General features: G+C 42.1%; 18 protein-coding genes. 15 read left to right on the top strand and 3 right to left on the bottom strand.

The window, feature by feature from the left end; genetic code table 11:
* Positions 1-105 precede the first annotated feature (105 nt).
* Complete coding sequence (gene uvrB / locus WC848_00680) at positions 106-2,151, top strand: excinuclease ABC subunit UvrB (protein ID MFA5961180.1); 2,046 nt, start codon at positions 106-108, stop codon at positions 2,149-2,151.
* A 59-nt stretch (positions 2,152-2,210) separates the two neighbouring features.
* On the opposite strand, the gene WC848_00675 is transcribed toward uvrB, so the two are convergent.
* Entirely contained in the window at positions 2,211-2,504 is a 294-nt protein-coding gene (locus tag WC848_00675; GenBank protein ID MFA5961179.1) for a hypothetical protein, read from the bottom strand.
* A 93-nt stretch (positions 2,505-2,597) separates the two neighbouring features.
* On the opposite strand from WC848_00675, the gene WC848_00670 reads away from it, so the two are divergent.
* The 11 genes from WC848_00670 (at position 2,598) to uvrA (ending at position 12,835) form a co-directional block, all read left to right on the top strand.
* Positions 2,598-3,101 (top strand): HIT family protein, encoded by a 504-nt coding sequence (locus tag WC848_00670; protein MFA5961178.1) that lies wholly within the window; start codon positions 2,598-2,600, stop codon positions 3,099-3,101.
* Positions 3,102-3,131: 30 nt separating this feature from the next.
* Entirely contained in the window at positions 3,132-3,353 is a 222-nt protein-coding gene (locus tag WC848_00665) for a DUF1653 domain-containing protein (protein MFA5961177.1), read from the top strand.
* 3 nt (positions 3,354-3,356) lie between these two features.
* Positions 3,357-3,773 (top strand): DUF523 domain-containing protein, encoded by a 417-nt coding sequence (locus tag WC848_00660; protein ID MFA5961176.1) that lies wholly within the window; start codon positions 3,357-3,359, stop codon positions 3,771-3,773.
* 64 nt (positions 3,774-3,837) lie between these two features.
* Positions 3,838-5,079 carry an ATP-binding protein gene (locus WC848_00655; protein MFA5961175.1) on the top strand — a complete coding sequence of 414 codons (1,242 nt, stop codon included), beginning with the start codon at positions 3,838-3,840 and terminating at the stop codon, positions 5,077-5,079.
* Positions 5,080-5,102: 23 nt separating this feature from the next.
* On the top strand, positions 5,103-5,606 hold the full coding sequence (locus WC848_00650; GenBank protein MFA5961174.1) for an NUDIX domain-containing protein: 504 nt from the start codon (positions 5,103-5,105) through the stop codon (positions 5,604-5,606).
* 147 nt (positions 5,607-5,753) lie between these two features.
* The gene (locus tag WC848_00645; GenBank protein ID MFA5961173.1) at positions 5,754-6,830 is read left to right on the top strand and encodes a hypothetical protein; all 1,077 of its coding nucleotides are present in this window, start codon (positions 5,754-5,756) and stop codon (positions 6,828-6,830) included.
* A gap of 170 nt (positions 6,831-7,000) precedes the next feature.
* Positions 7,001-7,660, top strand: coding sequence for a S24 family peptidase (locus WC848_00640; GenBank protein ID MFA5961172.1), 660 nt, complete (start codon positions 7,001-7,003; stop codon positions 7,658-7,660).
* Between the two features lie 115 nt (positions 7,661-7,775).
* The gene (locus WC848_00635; GenBank protein ID MFA5961171.1) at positions 7,776-8,354 is read left to right on the top strand and encodes a hypothetical protein; all 579 of its coding nucleotides are present in this window, start codon (positions 7,776-7,778) and stop codon (positions 8,352-8,354) included.
* A gap of 34 nt (positions 8,355-8,388) precedes the next feature.
* Positions 8,389-8,574 (top strand): hypothetical protein, encoded by a 186-nt coding sequence (locus tag WC848_00630; GenBank protein MFA5961170.1) that lies wholly within the window; start codon positions 8,389-8,391, stop codon positions 8,572-8,574.
* A gap of 370 nt (positions 8,575-8,944) precedes the next feature.
* Complete coding sequence (locus tag WC848_00625; protein ID MFA5961169.1) at positions 8,945-9,553, top strand: hypothetical protein; 609 nt, start codon at positions 8,945-8,947, stop codon at positions 9,551-9,553.
* A 129-nt stretch (positions 9,554-9,682) separates the two neighbouring features.
* Positions 9,683-12,835 (top strand): excinuclease ABC subunit UvrA, encoded by a 3,153-nt coding sequence (gene uvrA / locus WC848_00620; protein MFA5961168.1) that lies wholly within the window; start codon positions 9,683-9,685, stop codon positions 12,833-12,835.
* Between the two features lie 139 nt (positions 12,836-12,974).
* Here the strand turns inward: uvrA and WC848_00615 are convergent, their stop codons facing one another.
* Entirely contained in the window at positions 12,975-13,442 is a 468-nt protein-coding gene (locus WC848_00615) for a DUF5680 domain-containing protein (protein ID MFA5961167.1), read from the bottom strand.
* A gap of 16 nt (positions 13,443-13,458) precedes the next feature.
* Complete coding sequence (locus WC848_00610; GenBank protein ID MFA5961166.1) at positions 13,459-13,641, bottom strand: hypothetical protein; 183 nt, start codon at positions 13,639-13,641, stop codon at positions 13,459-13,461.
* Positions 13,642-13,707: 66 nt separating this feature from the next.
* Here WC848_00610 and WC848_00605 point away from each other — a divergent pair, with 66 nt between their 5' ends.
* The 3 genes from WC848_00605 (at position 13,708) to WC848_00595 (ending at position 16,422) form a co-directional block, all read left to right on the top strand.
* A complete protein-coding gene (locus WC848_00605) occupies positions 13,708-15,072 on the top strand; it encodes a UvrB/UvrC motif-containing protein (GenBank protein MFA5961165.1) in 1,365 nt (454 codons plus the stop codon).
* A gap of 250 nt (positions 15,073-15,322) precedes the next feature.
* Positions 15,323-15,673: a DUF559 domain-containing protein gene (locus WC848_00600; protein ID MFA5961164.1), complete on the top strand. Its 351-nt coding sequence runs from the start codon at positions 15,323-15,325 to the stop codon at positions 15,671-15,673.
* Positions 15,674-15,744: 71 nt separating this feature from the next.
* The gene (locus WC848_00595) at positions 15,745-16,422 is read left to right on the top strand and encodes a SprT family zinc-dependent metalloprotease (protein ID MFA5961163.1); all 678 of its coding nucleotides are present in this window, start codon (positions 15,745-15,747) and stop codon (positions 16,420-16,422) included.
* Positions 16,423-16,514 lie beyond the last annotated feature (92 nt).

Below are 16,514 nucleotides of genomic sequence, written 5' to 3'. Positions count from 1 at the left end.
CTGGTCCTCCTTTTTGAGTGAATGGTGATTGCAGTCCGAATAATTCAAATTTTAAAGAATGTCTGATATTATCAAGATATAATCATTTTGTCAATGTCCGAAAACATGTTCGAAAACAAATTCAAAATTTCATCCAAGTTCAAACCCGAAGGCGATCAGCCCAATGCGATTGCGCAGTTGGTCGGTGGCCTCGAAGCTGGCAAAAAAAGTCAGACGCTTTTGGGTGTGACTGGGTCAGGAAAGACTTTCACGATTGCTAACGTGATTGAAAAAGTACAAAAGCCGACGCTCGTGATTGCGCCGAACAAAACTTTGGCGGCGCAGTTGGCGCAAGAGTTTCGTACCTTTTTTCCCAAAAACGCGGTGGAATATTTCGTTTCCTATTATGACTATTACCAGCCCGAAGCCTACATTGCTTCAACGGACACCTATATCGAAAAAGAATCCCAGATCAACGAAGAGATTGATCGGTTGCGCCACGCGGCGACGGCGGCGCTGATGAGTCGCGATGATGTGATTATCTGTGCGTCCGTGTCCTGTATCTATGGCTTAGGCAGTCCGGACTATTATCGCAATTCGATGTTGGAAATGAAAGTCGGAGCAAAAATGGAACGAGAAAAAATCGCGCGGATTCTCGTTGATATGCAATATGCCCGCTCGGACATTTTAGCGCGCGGAAAATTTCGACTGACCGGAAGCACATTGGAGGTGATCACGCCGGGTCGTGAAATTGTGACACGGATCGATCTGGAAGATGATAAAATTCAAAAAATTGTAGAATATGATTTCTTGACCGGTGAAAAATTAGCGACATTGGAACAGACGTTCATTTATCCGGCCAAGCATTTTGTCGTGCCGGAGGCGATCATGGAAAGTGCCTTAGGGAAAATTGAAAAAGAACTGGAAGCGCAGAAAAAGTTTTTTCAAGATAAGGGCAAAATTTTGGAGGCAGAAAGAATTTGGCGGCGGACGCGCCAAGATTTGGAAATGATGCGCGAAGTTGGATATTGCAACGGGATTGAAAATTATTCCCTATATTTGACCGGTCGTAAATCTGGCGAAGCACCCTATACTTTGATGGACTACTTTGCAGCTAATAACGCTTCACAAAATAACGCAGGAGGAGTCAGAAATTTTCTCACTGTGATTGACGAATCACACGTAACTGTTTCTCAGCTCAATGGAATGTACAACGGTGATCATTCGCGTAAAGAGAACCTAATTGACAACGGCTTCCGTTTGCCCAGCGCCTTTGACAATCGTCCGCTAAAATTCCAAGAATTTGAAAAAAAGATGGCACAGACAATTTTTGTGTCGGCGACGCCGGGGAAATATGAAATTGAAAAATCTACAAAAGAGGTAGAGACGCATTGCAATGCGTCTCTACGGGCTAACGGCATCATCGAACAAGTCATCCGTCCGACCGGTCTTATCGACCCAGAAATTATTATCCGTTCGGCCAAAGGGCAAGTAAAAGACGTAGCGAGCGAAATTGAAAAAACGGTCGCCAAGAAAAATCGCGCACTGGTCACGACGCTCACCAAGAAAATGGCCGAAGACTTGTCGGATTTTTTGAAAGAAAGTGGAGTGAAGGCGGAATATTTGCACAGTGGCGTGGATACTTTGGACAGAGTTAGAATTTTGGAAAAATTAAGACGCGGAGAATTTGATGTTTTGGTCGGCGTCAATCTTTTGCGTGAAGGTCTTGATCTTCCCGAAGTGGCCCTCGTGGCGATTCTCGATGCCGACAAAGAGGGCTTTTTGCGCAGTGAAACTTCGCTCATCCAAACGATCGGACGTGCGGCGAGAAACGTCCACGGACAAGTCATCCTTTATGCCGATCAAATGACCGGCTCAATGACGCGCGCCATAACCGAGACGAACCGCAGACGCGCGCTCCAGACAGCCTATAATAAAAAACACAAAATCACACCAAAAACGATCAAGAAAAAAATCATCTCGATCGTTGATCACGAAATCAATCCTCAAATTGTGCAAGACTTTTCTCAACTGGAAACGCTGGAAGATATCGCCGGCTATGTGAAATTGCGCGAACGCGAAATGAAAGACGCCGCCAGAAACTTGGAATTTGAAAAAGCGGCCATTATCCGGGATGAAATTTCACAGCTGCGGAAAATGCAGAGGAGTTAAAAAAATAATATGCCCGCAAGGTTTTAATCCTTGAACGGGCATATGCTTCGTGCGATGTTTTATCGCATGAAGCGGTAATAAACATTATTACCCGGGGAGATTAGGCTTTTTTTCTCCGTTCTTTCTACGGCAAGTCCGAATTCGTCTATAATGAAAGCGATTAGGGAAGAGACGCTTTTTTCTGTCCAAATCCCGTTTTCTGGCATGACTCCGCTTTCTGGAATTGCGATTCCATAACATCCACGAAGAAATAAAATATCGCCGCTTGGGAAAAGCGTAAGAATGTCGCCTGGCATTACCGCTTTTATCTCGCCGATACAGCAGCCTGTGTCATCTCGTTTTGCTTGTTGCATTTTTGCCTCCTTTTGGCTATGATTTTCAATATCAGTCGTTGCTGATACTGGAAAATAACACGAAATATAATTTTAAGCAAGCTTTAAAATATTATGGCAAACTACAAAAACAAAACAGACGTGGGTGAATGCATCTTTTGCGAAATCGCCAAAGGTAAAATCAAACCCTTAGGTGATAGTTTGATTTGGGAGGATAAAAACTATATGGCTTGGCTGTCTCCTTTTCCCAATACGGAAGGATTTGCGATGATTATTCCCAAAAAGCATTACGCTAGCGACGTCTTGAAAATGGATGACAAGGCTTTGGCAAATTTTATCCTAGCCGCCAAGAAAGTAGCAAAACTTTTGGAAGATTATTTTAAAGACGTTGGTCGAGTTGGACTCATTATGGAAGGCACCGGAATAGACCATGCACACATCAAGCTTGTTCCAATGCACGGAACGGGGCATATGAAAAAAGGTATTTGGAAACGGTATAACAGTGAAAAATCTGAATATTTTAAAAAATATGCCGGCTATCTGAGTTCAGCTGATGGCCCGATGGCGGATTTTAAAAAATTAAAAAAAATGGCGGAGAAAATAAAAACTTCAATTTAAATCGCATAGAGAGGAGTAATAAAACGCTTTATGAAACTAGGAAAATATAAACATTATAAGGGTGGCATCATTGAAGTTATCGCCGTCGCTCATCATAGCGAGACACTGGAAGAGATGGTCGTATATAGGGCACTATACGAATGTAGAACTTTTGGAAAAGGTTCCGTATGGGTGCGGCCCAAGCAGATGTTTTTGGAAAACGTGATAGTTGATGGGAAAGAAACTCCTAGATTTAAATTGATAAATGAATAATTTATGAAACTTTGCAGCGCATGCCTTTTGGGTATAAAATGTCGTTACGATGGCAGTGATAAGGCCAATGAAAAAGTTTTGGCTTTGGCTAAAAAAGAAACTTTGGTTCCGGTTTGTCCTGAGCAGTTGAGGGGGCTTTTGACTCCGCGGGAGCAAACTGAGATAAGAGGCGATCGGGTTTTCACAAAAAGCGGGGTTGATGTGACGGCTAATTTCAAAATCGGTGCCGAGCAGGTTTTGAAGATTGCTAAAGCCAGAGGAATTACAACTGCCATTTTGAAGCAAAAAAGTCCATCCTGTGGATGTGGAAAAATTTATGACGGCACTTTTTCCGGCGTTATGATTGAGGGTGACGGAGTGATGACAAAACTGCTCAAGAAAAATGGCATTGAAGTTTTGACGGAAGATGATTTATACTAAACTTGACGTATGCCAGATAAAAGTATATACTAAAAGCAGGTATAACCTTATTTTAGTAAAAAATATGAAAAAAAGGCTTGTTTTCAGTAAAATATTGGGTCAACAGAATTCCCAAAAGGCTTCAATTATCATTGGACCCCGGCAAGTGGGGAAAACGACAATTCTGAAAGAACTGCACCGACAGTTGGGAGGAATTTTTTTTGATGTGGATATTTTTTCAGATTATGAGCAAGTAGCGACCTACGAAAAAGCTATCGCCACTTTCAAGACAAACGGTTATGAGGAAAAACAGAAAAATTTCTTCTATGTTTTTTTGGATGAATTCCAACGTTACGTTGATTTATCGCGAGTGATAAAATCCGTCCACGATCACCACAGTAATATTAAAATATATGCTACCGGATCATCATCATTGGAAATAAAAAATTCAATTCAAGAAAGTTTGGCAGGACGAAAAATAATCACCCATGTCTATCCACTGAGTTTTGAGGAATTTTTGTACTTTAAGGATAGGTCTGAGCTTATTGCAAAAATAAACCAACTCCCAAAAGTACAAACGGGAGACTACTTCTCTCCAATGCGCGAAGCCTATGCTTTGCTGGAAGAATTTTTAGTCTTTGGTGGATATCCGGATGTCGTTTTGTCCAAAACTATTGAAGAAAAAAAAGAGGCACTGCGTTCCATTTTTGATCTCTATATTAAAAAGGATTTTGCCGAATATGTCAGAATGGAAAAGTTAAGAAATGCCAGTCAGCTCATGAAAATTTTAGCCATCAATCATGGGCAGACGGCGAACTATGCCAAGTATGGAGCGGCAGCGGAGATAAGCACAGAAACCGTGCAAAATTATTTGGCTATTTTGCAAGAGACATATATTATTTCAATTCTGCGTCCATATTTTACCAACAAAAACAAGGAAATTTCTAAAATGCCCAAAATTTATTTTCTTGATAATGGCGTGCGAAATTATTTTTTGGGAAATTTTTCTTCAGTTGACGCGCGTTCTGACGCGGGATTTCTCTTTGAAGGATTTTATGTTTCCGAGCTGATTAAAAAAGGAGTGGATCCAGAAACGATTAAATATTATCGCACAAAAAGTGGGGAAGAAATTGATATCTTGCTTGACGCGGCTCCCGCGCTTATCCCAATAGAGATTAAATTCAAAAAAAACACCAGCGCAAAGGATATCTCTGCAGTCAAGCGTTTTGTGGAAAAGAATAAACTTCTCGTTGGCTATGTTGTTACAATTGGACAACTGAAAAAAATAGAAAAGATTGAAATAATTGATTGTTTCAGAAAAATTTAGTATAAAAAGAATAAGTACTTACTATGACCGAACCAGCCAAACAAAAAATAATCATCGTTGATGAAAATGATGAAATTATTGGGCATGAAGAGAGAGGCGCTTTCAAAAAGAAAAACATTTATCGCGTCTCGGCTTTATGGATAACTAATTCTCGTGGTGAAATTCTTTTGGCGAAGCGGCATCATTCTAAGGCGCATCATCCAGGGATGTGGGGACCTGCGGTTGCGGGAACAGTCGAGAAAGGGGAAACTTATTTGGATAATATAATCAAAGAAGCCGAAGAAGAATTGGGACTAAAAAATATTAAACCAGAACTTGGACCAAAAACAAAAATTGACGGGAGCTACCATTTCACTCAATGGTTTATGCTGACTATTGATAAAAAAGCCGATGAATTTGTGTTGCAAGAAGATGAAGTTGAGGCGGTGGCTTGGATTTCGCCAGAAGAATTGAGAAAACATGCACAAGAGCGACCGGAAGAGTTTGTATCGAATATGAAAAAATATATTGAGTCGCTGTTGCCTTAGGCGTGGAGTAATTAATTTATCAAAGATCTGGATAAAATTTTGGATGCGGATGCTAAAAATGAGCGCTTGCACGAAATTCGCTGATTGGTTATAATAGCAAAAGTATCGGCAATCACCGGTAATCTAATAAATAATTCAAAATAAATTATGGAAGAAGAAAAGAAAGAGTCCATGGATGCGGACTGCTGCGAGAAGGGGACTTGCGGTTGCGAGAAATATAAAAAACATTTGCCCAAGATTATTGCAATCATCCTTTTGGTTGTTGCGCTTGGTGGTTATGGTTACTATAAGCTAGTTTGGAGTAAACACAATTTGACGGAAAGCCAGGCGAAGGCAAAAGTGGCAGATTTCATCAACAACAATTTGATGCAAGGTGGAGCGAAAGCCGACATCACGTCAGTGGCCAAGGAAAACGGAATGTTTAAAGTGATGGTTTCAATCGGCGAAGGAGCGCAAAAGCAAGAAATTACTTCCTATCTATCAACTGACGGATCAAAGTTTTTTCCTAGCGTGATGGATATCGCGGAAACAGAGCAAAAAATGGCTGCTGAGCAAACACCGGGAGAAACCAAGCCTGTGGCAGAAATTCCTAAAACTGACAAGCCGGTTGTGGAACTGTTCGTGATGAGTTATTGCCCATATGGAACACAGATTGAAAAAGGCATCCTGCCAGTACTCACTGCTCTTGGAACAAAAATTAACTATACTCTGAAATTTGTCAACTACGCGATGCATGACAAAAAAGAATTGGATGAAAATTTGAGACAATATTGCATCCAAAAAAATCAGCCGGCAAAATTAAGTGCTTACCTGACTTGTTTTCTCAAGGTTGGGCAAGGTACAGAGGATAGTTGTATGCAAACAGCCGGTGTCGCTGCGGCAACAGTGAAAACCTGCATGACGCAAGCGGATACTCAATTTGACGTGACGAAAAATTATGAGGATAAGAGTACTTACCAAGGATCATACCCGCCGTTCAATGTGAACAAGGCGGATAATGAAAAATATGGCGTGAAAGGTTCTCCAACACTCGTAATTAACGGGGTGGAGGCTGCTTCAGCTGGAAGAGATGCTACAAGTCTTTTGAAAACTATTTGCTCTGGATTTAAGACTGAACCGAAAGAATGTTCGACAACACTTTCCTCTGCTGCTCCCGCACCGGGATTTGGTGAGGGCACTGCTCCTGCCGCTGCTAGTGCCTCTGGTGCTGCTTGCGGAAATTAAGCCTGAGAATTTATTAGTGCCAAAAGCCCCGATTATTCGGGGCTTTTTTAGTGTAAATAGGGGCACTTGACAGTGTTAGACTATCAATGTTAAAATAACACTGTAATTATTAAAAAAAGAGGATTTACGTGTTTACTAAAATTTAGACGCGTAAAAACCAAAATAAAACTATGATCCTAACAGCCAAACAACAAAACATCCTGGAATCGATCCGAGAGCTGATCGACCAGGGGAAAGCTAATCCCACCAGCTATCGGTTGCAAAAATTTTTGGAGTCGCAAGGTGTGAAGGATAGTTTGAAATCGGTAATGCAAGTGATTGAATCACTCGAAAAAAAGGATCTAATCAAGCGTGATAAGAACAAGAAAATCTATCTGGTGGAAAACAAGAATTATACTAATTTTAAAAATATTTTCTCTGTGCCGGTCTATGGCTTGGCATCTTGCGGAGAAGCGCTGGCTTATGCGCAGGACAATGTCGACGGCTTTTTGCAAATTTCCAAAGCGCTTTTTCGTGACAAAGATGAGTCTTTGCTTTTTGCCGTGAAGGCCTTGGGCGATTCGATGGACAAGGAAAAAATCAACGATGGCGACTACGTCATTTTTGAGAAATATGAACACCAGGAAGAATTGGAAGGTAAGATTGTCGTGGCAGTGGTGAACGGCATGGCCACCATCAAACGCTACAAAAAAGTCAGTGAAGACGTGATCGGCCTTTTTCCCAAATCGACCAACCCGATCCACCAGCCGATCTTTATCCACAAATCCGACTCCTTCATTTTTGCCGGCATTTTCCGAAAAGTTTTGCCGGTGAAATATGTGAGCCTTTAGGTTTTGGGGTTGACAACGCTGGTTTATTGTAATAAATTGGTTTATTATAGCGGTAGCTATATTTAACGGAGAGTTTGGCTCTTTAACATTTTTGAACGTAAGGAGGAGACTGGTCATGCCAATATTACCAGAAAAATCTTGCATGGAAGCCATCAAAGATTTACAGTCTTTTTACAAGAGGCATTTTGACATGTATTGTGATTTTTCTAATGTTAAAATGCCTGAGAGTAAAGTCGGCTATAGACACATAGTCATGGCAGATGTTCCTTTCGAGCAACTCCGCGACAAATTTGTAAAGCTATTCAATCTATGGCTTCCAGAGCAAAAAAAACTAGACCGACTTGTCGCGAAAAGCGATCGACATGCGCAAAACGGATCATATGCAATTCTTATGCGAGATGAGCCGGATGATGATTTGGGAGGATTGTCTCCCAAGGAAGTCTCAATGGTTGGAGTTTTGACTGCAACGTTGACTGAGGGAATGATCCATGCGCTCAAATTTTTCGACGAAACTGGACTTCAACTGGATCATAATCGTATCGCTTTTTGCGCTGGGTCACGTTTCAATGATGACAGCATTCCTGGTATAGGGTGGGTAACCTCATTGATTTGTGATGGCCAGATGCGCATTGGGCTTCATGATCCAATTCGTAAGAATGATCGTGCCTGCTACAGAAGAGTGTTCGTTGCTTAATTTTTTTTTAATCTTTTTTAAAAGGAGGAATCATATGCCAGAATTTCCAGTTGTAGACTCAAGAACTCTCGGTGAGTTCATCGAGAAAGTGTATATGTATGATCCAGCCTCAATTGCAAACTCGGAGATGGTTGAACTTGGATCTGCCTCATTCGATCTTAATAAGGGAGTGGAAAAAGGCATTTCTCTCAAGCCAGGGGATATGGCCATTTTCTATTAACTCCAGAAGTGCAGTGCAATGTCTCTGCCTAAAAAAGCCAGCTTTGTTCTATTAAAAGCTGGCTTGAATTTTTTTCTAAGATTTTGGCTTGCAGGAAAACTCAAAAAGTTTCAAGCCATGTAGTGTTTCAAATCTTAGCCTATACTGAGGAGCTATTTGACTAAGCTGTTCTTTGGTGTAAACATAAGGATAACCAATTATTTTTTCAACAAACCACACAAGGAGGTGTCTTATGAAAAGAGGGTTGTGTTTAATGGTAATGATTGTTTTGTTATCAAGTTCTTTGTTAGCATTTGCAAGTGAGCAGAGAGCTCTGTACTTTTTTAATGGAAAGGAAATAATCCATCAGAAAAGGATAGTGGTTGAAACGATGTCAATTCTGAACCAGGTCTTTTTGGAGTCCCCGTTTTATCAGTCTAGCGGATGGTCATTTTTTACCGTCCCTTCTGAAATGGAGCTAGTATTTAATGAAGGACTAGGAACATTATGCCATTTCAAATATGCCAATGGGTCTTATGCCTGGGCACTGCACGATTCTAATGTCCTGCCGAGAGGGATATATGCCCTTTATAAGGACAAACCGGTCAGTTTCTCGCTGAGAGGTGTGATCACTAGTCCGGCCTGTTATTTATTTGCATTCGGGCAAGTCAAAAAATCGGAATTTCTTCAGCTAGGGATTTTGGATCAAGACCTTTTGCCACAGGATTCCTCGGCGATCTACAACTATTGTTATGTCGCTGATTTAACCACGATATCTTTAAGTCGGGTCTGCGATATTAACAACTCTTTATTGCAAGATGCCGATGGAAATTTCTGGATTATTCAGATTCTAAGCGTGGTATTGCCACGGGACGATGGGGAGGGATATCTCAGTGAGATTCTTTCTGTTGATCAGGCAAAAATAAGCAAGCGAGCCTTGCGTGGTGGCCAGCTCTTCGGACTGGTTTTCAAAAAAACAGCTTTCAACATCCCTAAATAGGGAAGCGAGCCGGTGCAAACTCATTTGTACCGGCTCGTAATATTTTAGGGACAGTTCGCTTGCAGGAAAACTCAAAGAGCTGTAAACTAGAGTATACTAAATTTAAACACATCACACTTTTTATATATTATGCAAGACGAATTAATCATTCGCGGAGCGAGAGAGCACAATCTCAAGAATATCAATCTCGATCTACCGCGGAATAAATTTATTGTTTTCACCGGAATTTCCGGCTCAGGCAAGAGTACGCTGGCTTTTGATACCATTTTTGCCGAGGGACAACGGCGATATCTGGAAAGTCTGTCGAGCTATGCCCGCCAGTTTTTGGGTCAGATGGGAAAGCCGGAAGTCGATTCAATCGAGGGGCTTAGTCCCGCGATTTCGATTGACCAAAAAGCCGCTTCACACAATCCACGTTCAACCGTGGGAACGGTGACGGAAATTCACGACTATCTGCGTCTGCTTTATGCCAAAATCGGTGTGGCGCATTGTCCGATTTGCAACCGAGAAATCGTGAAACTGTCCACAGATGAAATTGTGGATCGGATTTTGAATATTTGCACGACAGGTAAGGATAAAAAATCAAAAAAAGATGATTGTGCGATTGAAATTTTTTCTCCTATCGTGCGGGAACGCAAAGGGGAATACTCGACACTTCTCGAGGAGATGTTTCGGCGCGGTTTCTCCACCGCCTTTGTCAACGGAAAAAAATATGCGCTGGATGAAAAGATCGGCACACGGGTGAAATTAGAACGTTATAAAAAACACAATATTGATATCTTAGTTGATAAGGTAGAAATAAATTCCGAGAATATTTCGCGGATCTTTGAAGGTGTGGAACAAGCCTTGAAATTGTCTAAGGGAATTGTGAAAATAAAATTGATGACAGGAGATGGGAAAAATAAAACAGCAAAAAAAACCATAAGAGGACTTAAATCCGAAAAACTAGAGAAACCAGAGCTAAGCTCTCGGAGCCGAGAGCTTAGCTCTGGTCCTAGTTTTGATGGCGAAATGATTTTCAATCAGAATTTTTCTTGTCCGGTGCATGAGGTGGATTTTCCGGAATTGGAACCGCGCCTGTTTTCTTTCAATAGTCCGTTTGGTGCTTGTCCATCCTGTGAAGGGTTGGGCGTGAAAAAAGAGATTGATCCTGATCTGGTTGTGCCGGATATGAACAAAACGATCGCGGAAGGCGGAATTATGCCGTGGAGTTATAAGAAAAACAATTGGCAGGGAACAATTTTGCGCGCAGTGACGAATTTTTATGACATTCGGGATAATGTGCGTTTGCGCGACCTTTCCGATGATGATTTTAATACCCTGCTCTATGGCACTTCAGATATAACGGATATAACGTTAGAGGAAGGCGCTCCCGCCCGCAACGCTTCGCGTAGCGATGCGGGCGGGGATGAAATTCCTGTGACCTTGAGAAGCAAGACCGGATCAAGTTGGAAATATAATATGCACTGGCGGGGAGTGGTGGGCTATTTGCAGGATCGCTATCTCAAGACTGATTCGGAAGGCGTGCGCACAGACATTGAGAAATATATGTCCCAAAATCCCTGTTCGACTTGTCTCGGTTCGCGCTATAAAAAAGAAGCTTTACTTGTGACTGTGGGCGATCCTGCCCGCAATGCTACGCTGTTAAGTGGAACGGAGAATTCTGACGGTTATAGTAAAAAAATAAAGGAAAGTACTAGTTCTGAAGAGCATAGCGTTGCAGGCGGGAAAAACATCCATGAAGTTTCCACCATCAGTGTGCGGGAAACGTTGGATTTTTTTCAAAAAATAAATTTCACCAAACGTGAAGAGTTGATCGCTAGCCGGATCTTGAAAGAAATTCAAAATCGCTTGGGATTTTTGCAAGACGTCGGCCTTGGCTATCTTTCGCTCGGTCGCGCCGCTAACACTTTAGCCGGTGGAGAATCACAACGCATCCGCCTAGCCTCACAGATCGGCTCCCAGCTCGTTGGCGTGCTGTATATCCTTGATGAGCCATCAATTGGTCTGCATGCGCGGGACAACGCCAAACTGCTTGCGACGCTTTTGCAACTGCGCGATGTGGGTAATACCTTGATTGTGGTGGAGCACGATGAAGAAACGATGCGCGCCGCGGACTACCTCGTGGACATCGGGCCAGGCGCGGGAAAACACGGCGGAGAAATTGTCGCCGAAGGAACGCCTCTAGAAGTGATGAAAAGTGAAGAATCACTGACGGCCAAATATTTACGGGGAGATCTTTCGATTGAAGCCCCGGCATATCGTCGATCGCTCAAAAGCAAAAAAACGCTCGTGGTGCGGGGAGCGCGCGAACATAATTTGCAAAATATTACTGTGTCGTTTCCGCTCAAAGTTTTGACCTGCGTGACCGGAGTGTCCGGTTCGGGAAAATCAACGCTGGTGGAAGATATTCTCTACAAAGCGCTTTCAGCCAAAATTATGCGTTCTCTGGAACGGCCAGGCAAGCACAGTGAAATTGTCGGCGATCATTATCTCAACAAAGTAATTATGATTGATCAATCGCCGATCGGTCGCACGCCACGGTCCAATCCCGCGACCTACACGGGACTATTCACGGCCATTCGCGAACTGTTTGCCGAAACGCGCGACGCCAAAGCGAAAGGCTATTCGCCGGGACGCTTTTCTTTCAATGTCAAAGGCGGACGCTGTGATAATTGCCAGGGGGATGGATATAATAAGATCGAAATGCAATTTATGCCGGATGTTTATCTGCCTTGCGATGTTTGCGGTGGAAAACGCTACAATAGTGAAACGCTGAAAGTGAAATACCGTGACAAAAATATTGCGGATGTGCTGGCCTTGACTATCTCCGAAGCGCGCGAATTTTTTGCTAATTTTCATGATATCGCCGACAAGCTCAAAGTTTTGGAAGATGTCGGCTTGGGCTACATTCAACTCGGCCAATCAGCCACGACGCTCTCCGGCGGAGAAGCCCAACGGATCAAACTTTCCACGGAACTTTCTCGTCGTGCAACAGGCGACACGCTTTACATTCTCGACGAACCGACGACTGGCTTGCATTTCGATGATATCAAAAAATTGTTGGGCATTCTTAATCGTCTGGTGGATGCGGGCAACACCGTGATTGTAATCGAGCACAATTTAGATGTGATAAAAACCGCCGATTGGATCATTGATCTGGGTCCGGAAGGCGGGAAAGAAGGCGGCAAAGTGATTGTTTCCGGCACACCGGAAGAAGTGGCGAAGTGGGATAAAGAGAGTTGGACGGGGAAATATCTGAAAGAATGCCTGAACCACTAAACATCAGAACCACTGATTTTCACTGATTAAAGTGATTTCACTGATTTTTTGGAAATAAAAAACCGGGCAAAAGTCGGTTGTGACGATTGTCCGGGTTGGTGCTGTTGAGCGATTATGGGAGAGGTGGGAAAATTTCAGATTAAAAACTCATGCCCCAATAATGGTGATATCCCATTTTGATGTTATATGTCTGGTTGTGTATGTTCTCTTCTCCTTTAAAATCATGAAATCGATTTGTTGATGGGTTGTTTGTATAAATCAGGTCATGATTTTTTTGTTGATATGGGCCACGTCCGCCAATGAAGTCACGGTTTTCATAGGAAGAAAGCAATACTTCCTTAAGAAATCCAATAGCTTCTTTTCTGTAGTAACCGCCGTATTGCATAATCCAAATAGGATTATCCTCGTAATATATCGTAGTGGTTCCTACCGAACTTGTGGAATCCGGTGTTACGCAATAGCAATCAGTGAGATATAAATCTTCCTCACTGAATGAAATCACTTTGTATCCGGGCATTTGCGGTAGCGTAATTTTTTCTGCGTTACCGGCCCATCCGTTGATCATCGCCTTAAAAAAGAAATGTTTGGCTTTCTTCCAGTCTACCATTTTGTACCTCCTATTTTTATATTTTAATTGGCCCCTTAAGGACTTTGCAAAAATATGCATCTGACCATTGTTCAGAAACGCGTTCGAAATATGCATCGACACTTTCGGGAGTAATTTCGTTTTCGAAGGGAATAACTTCGGTTATTCCTTCGCGGCAAATAACTATAAGATATTTATACAACAGTTCCTTTTCTGCCATATATCCTCCAATTTGGTTAATTGTATTGTCAAAGAAGATGTTGTAATGTAGCTTATATCTATGCAAATGTCAACCAAAATCGCCAAAAAACTGAAAAGTCTGCCCACCTCTCCCGGTGTCTATATTTTTAGAAATGATTCTGGGAAAATTTTGTATGTGGGCAAAGCGACATCACTTAAAGACCGGGTTGGTTCGTATTTTGTAGGGGTTCAATTTATTGAACCCGGAATAGCCGAGGGTTTGATGAATCAAACCCCTACGAATTTACGAATGGGATCGCGACCGATTGAAATGTTTATTTCTCAAGTGGCGGATATTGAAGTTCGAAAAACCGAGACGGTTTTGGAGGCATATATTTTAGAGCAGGGACTGATCAAAAAGTGGCAGCCGAAGTTTAATGTGGATGGAAAAGATGATAAGTCATTTTCTTATGTTGCCATTACAAAAGAAGATTTTCCGCGGATATTGTTTTTGCGAAAAAGAGAAATGGATCAAGATGTCGATATAAAATCCAAATTTAGTAAAATCTATGGTCCATATATTTCCAAAAAAAATATTGAAATTGCGCTGAAAATACTTAGGAAAATTTTTCCCTATCATTCCAAGGCGCAAAAAACGGAAAGTGGTTGCTTGGATTTTCAGATCGGGCTTTGTCCGGGGCCATATGCTGGGGCGATTTCTAAAGAGGATTATATGAAAAATATCCGTGGCATACGGATGATTTTGGAAGGCAAGAAAAAAACATTGCTTGCGAAAATGAAAAAAGAAATGTCAGAATTAAGCGAGAAACAGGAATTTGAAAAAGCGGGGAAAATGCGCAATGCGATTTTTGCGTTGCAGCATATTCGGGATATTGCGTTGATATCAGAAGGTAGAGACGTGGCATTGCCACGTCTTGAGAGCAATGAACGTCAATGCGCAAACCAACAATGCCAAGACGAGGCAGTGCCTCGTCTCTACAAGGGCGACGCAAAATCATTTCGCATTGAGGGTTATGACATTTCTAATATTTCCGGAAAATCGAGCGTCGGGTCTATGGTGGTGTTTGATAATGCGAATGGGGAAATAGGCCCAAACAAGAGTCAGTATCGCAAATTTAAAATAAAAACCATCGAAGGCGCAAATGATACGGCTTCGATGGCGGAAGTTTTGGGGCGCAGATTTGGCAATAATTGGCCGATGCCAGATCTTATAATTTTAGACGGCGGGCAAGGTCATCTCACAGCGGTGCGGCGTGTGCTCAAAAATTTTCATCTGGAGATCCCGCTTTTGGCTGTCGCCAAAGGTCCGACCCGTAAAAAACTCGACCGCTATTCTTTCGGTAGTGTGCCGGAAATATCCGACGAAATCATCGAACGCGTCCGCGACGAAGCCCATCGTTTTGCAATTACGTATCATAAAAAATTACGAGGGAAGAGTTTTATGGAATAATAAAAATTTCCTCCTCTCCCTTAGGGAGAGGATGTCACGAGCACGTGACAGGTGAGGCTATAAAATAGTCTCTTCAATTCCTCTTCTCCCCTCGGGAGAGGATGTCATGTACTCATGACAGGTGAGGGCAAGGGTGATAAGCTAAGAATAATCTAAACAAAGCTAATTTTTTCTTAATCAAACGCCCTTGCCCTCATCCGCCCTCCGGGCACCTTCTCCCGAGAGGAGAAGGGGCATTGAACAAAACCCAATGAAACTCAGAGTAAAATTAACAGCCAAAACTTTACAACGAAGCAGAAAGCTAAGAAAAGAATCAACGCCACAAGAAATAATTCTCTGGTCTAGAATTAAAAACAGACAGTTCAAGAACCTAAAGTTTAGAAGACAATATCAAATCGGGAAATATATTGTGGATTTTATCTGCGAAGAAAAGAAGTTAATAATAGAACTAGATGGCTGGCAGCATAGCGAACAAGAGGAGTACGACTTAGAGCGTACTAAGTATCTTGAAAGACAAGGCTATCGAGTATTAAGAGTTTGGAATGGAGAAATTAATTCTAATTTAACTGGAGTGTTTCTGAAGCTTGATGAGTTTTCGTGAGGCTCCTCCCTCATCCGGCCTTTGGCCACCTTCTCCCTAATGGAGAAGGGGATATAAATAAAGCTAGCGATATGGAAAATAAAATCAAAATCTCAAAAATCATCCGCTCTAAGCGAAAAAATATTGCCCTTATGGTTACACATGATGCGATGTTGGTCGTGCGTGCGCCGATGCGCACGCCGCTCAGCTACATCGAAAAAATGGTCGAGGAAAAATTTGCTTGGATTGAAAGGAAGATGCGCGAATTTGAACGGCGCCCCAAGGCGACCAAAAAAACTTTTGAGGCGGGCGAAGAATTTCTCTATCTGGGAAAAAGATATAAATTAGAAATAGTGGAAGGGACAACGATTAAAGTCACCGAAGATCATAAATTACTTTTTCCTAGAGTTTTTTTGTGGCGGGCAAAAGCACGAATGCATGATTGGTACAAAAAACAAGCGCAGGAAGCCATTTCCGAGCGGACAAAAATGATCGCGGGAGAGTTAAACCTCAAATACTGTTCGCTTAAAATTTCCAACGCCAAAACCAACTGGGGCTCTTGCGGACCAAAAAATAGTTTGAACTTCAATTGGAGGCTCATTATGGCGCCGGAGGCGGTGGTAGATTATGTCATCATCCACGAGCTAATGCACATTCCGGAAAAAAACCATTCGCAAAAATTTTGGAACAAAGTCGCCACCGTGATGCCGGAATATAAAACAGCCAGAAAATGGCTTCGTGAGAATAGTAAGGTTTTGACGTTGGAATAGTCAGCAGCTTGCCAAAACCTAAAAACTAGTGTAAAATTTGTTCCTAGTAATGCTTTTAGCGTCTTTTTAAAAAATGTAACCTCTTTTTTCTT

Source organism: Parcubacteria group bacterium (assembly GCA_041659505.1).
GTDB lineage: Bacteria > Patescibacteriota > Minisyncoccia > Moranbacterales > UBA2206 > UBA9630.
Note: the sequence above shows the minus strand (reverse complement) of the source record. Positions and strands in the feature narration are given on the sequence as shown.

Bases quoted from the DNA above. Each gene is read 5' to 3' on its own strand.
- WC848_00630 (MFA5961170.1), top strand. From the start codon at position 8,389: ATGCCAGAATTTCCAGTTGTAGACTCAAGAACTCTCGGTGAGTTCATC.
- WC848_00650 (MFA5961174.1), top strand. From the start codon at position 5,103: ATGACCGAACCAGCCAAACAAAAAATAATCATCGTTGATGAAAATGAT.
- WC848_00645 (MFA5961173.1), top strand. From the start codon at position 5,754: ATGGAAGAAGAAAAGAAAGAGTCCATGGATGCGGACTGCTGCGAGAAG.
- WC848_00665 (MFA5961177.1), top strand. From the start codon at position 3,132: ATGAAACTAGGAAAATATAAACATTATAAGGGTGGCATCATTGAAGTT.
- WC848_00640 (MFA5961172.1), top strand. From the start codon at position 7,001: ATGATCCTAACAGCCAAACAACAAAACATCCTGGAATCGATCCGAGAG.
- WC848_00660 (MFA5961176.1), top strand. From the start codon at position 3,357: ATGAAACTTTGCAGCGCATGCCTTTTGGGTATAAAATGTCGTTACGAT.
- uvrA (MFA5961168.1), top strand. From the start codon at position 9,683: ATGCAAGACGAATTAATCATTCGCGGAGCGAGAGAGCACAATCTCAAG.
- WC848_00595 (MFA5961163.1), top strand. From the start codon at position 15,745: ATGGAAAATAAAATCAAAATCTCAAAAATCATCCGCTCTAAGCGAAAA.
- WC848_00670 (MFA5961178.1), top strand. From the start codon at position 2,598: ATGGCAAACTACAAAAACAAAACAGACGTGGGTGAATGCATCTTTTGC.
- WC848_00655 (MFA5961175.1), top strand. From the start codon at position 3,838: ATGAAAAAAAGGCTTGTTTTCAGTAAAATATTGGGTCAACAGAATTCC.
- WC848_00615 (MFA5961167.1), bottom strand. From the start codon at position 13,442: ATGGTAGACTGGAAGAAAGCCAAACATTTCTTTTTTAAGGCGATGATC.
- WC848_00605 (MFA5961165.1), top strand. From the start codon at position 13,708: ATGTCAACCAAAATCGCCAAAAAACTGAAAAGTCTGCCCACCTCTCCC.
- WC848_00610 (MFA5961166.1), bottom strand. From the start codon at position 13,641: ATGGCAGAAAAGGAACTGTTGTATAAATATCTTATAGTTATTTGCCGC.
- uvrB (MFA5961180.1), top strand. From the start codon at position 106: ATGTTCGAAAACAAATTCAAAATTTCATCCAAGTTCAAACCCGAAGGC.
- WC848_00625 (MFA5961169.1), top strand. From the start codon at position 8,945: ATGTCAATTCTGAACCAGGTCTTTTTGGAGTCCCCGTTTTATCAGTCT.
- WC848_00675 (MFA5961179.1), bottom strand. From the start codon at position 2,504: ATGCAACAAGCAAAACGAGATGACACAGGCTGCTGTATCGGCGAGATA.
- WC848_00635 (MFA5961171.1), top strand. From the start codon at position 7,776: ATGCCAATATTACCAGAAAAATCTTGCATGGAAGCCATCAAAGATTTA.
- WC848_00600 (MFA5961164.1), top strand. From the start codon at position 15,323: ATGAAACTCAGAGTAAAATTAACAGCCAAAACTTTACAACGAAGCAGA.